Source organism: Burkholderia sp. YHN3-13 (genome assembly GCF_055810675.1).
Window position 1 is genome coordinate 1 of sequence record NZ_JBVVNQ010000089.1, and the last position, 684, is coordinate 684.

Sequence of the window (684 nt, forward strand, 5' to 3'; positions counted from 1 at the left end):
TCTTCAGCAGCGCGATCACGTCCGCGCGTTGGGTCGTGGTGAGGTCGAGCGCCGCGAAATATGCGTTGCGCTGCTGCGGCGTCGTGATGCCGCCCTGGTGCTTGCCGTAGAACGGCTCGATGTCGTCGTCGTGCGCGTGCGCGCCCGGTGCGACCGCGGGCGCCGCGTCGGCCGCGCGTGCGGCCGGCATCGTGCCCGCCGCGAGGCCCGCGGCCACTGCGGCGCCGCCGGCCTTCAGGAAGCCGCGGCGCGCGGGGCGCGACGGCGGGTTCAGATCGTCTGCCATGGTCGGCTCCGTTACTTCGCGAGCATCAGCGTGTTGACGTCGTCCTGGACGTAATAGAAGCCGTCGCCGTCGGGCGTCATCGCGATCCCGAACAGGTCGCCGTTGCCGGGCGGCGACTGCGCCTTGTCGGTATCGATCCAGCGCGCATAGAGCTGCTTGCCGGCGACCGGATCGATCTCGACGACCTGGCCGTTCAGCGCGTTGGTCGCGAGCAGATGGCCGTTCGGCGCGGTCGCGAGTGCGAGCGGGCGGCGCAGAAAGCCGTCGGCCGTCACCTGGCGGCCGACGCCCGCGCTCGTGTCGCGCGTGAGCGGATCGTCGATCTCGACGACGCGGTTGCCGATCGCGTCGGAGACGTACAGCTTCTTCTGGTCGCCCGACAGCGCGAGGCCGGTCGG

The 684-nt window shown here is 71.3% G+C and carries 1 protein-coding gene and 1 pseudogene; both read right to left on the reverse strand.

Annotated features, from left to right (window positions below):
• Nucleotides 1-286: pseudogene (locus tag AC0KUR_RS38010) on the reverse strand (deferrochelatase/peroxidase EfeB); the annotation flags it as partial.
• A gap of 11 nt (nt 287-297) precedes the next feature.
• The coding region (locus tag AC0KUR_RS38015) for an NHL repeat-containing protein (protein WP_473377408.1) at nt 298-684 on the reverse strand (387 nt) is incomplete at its 5' end.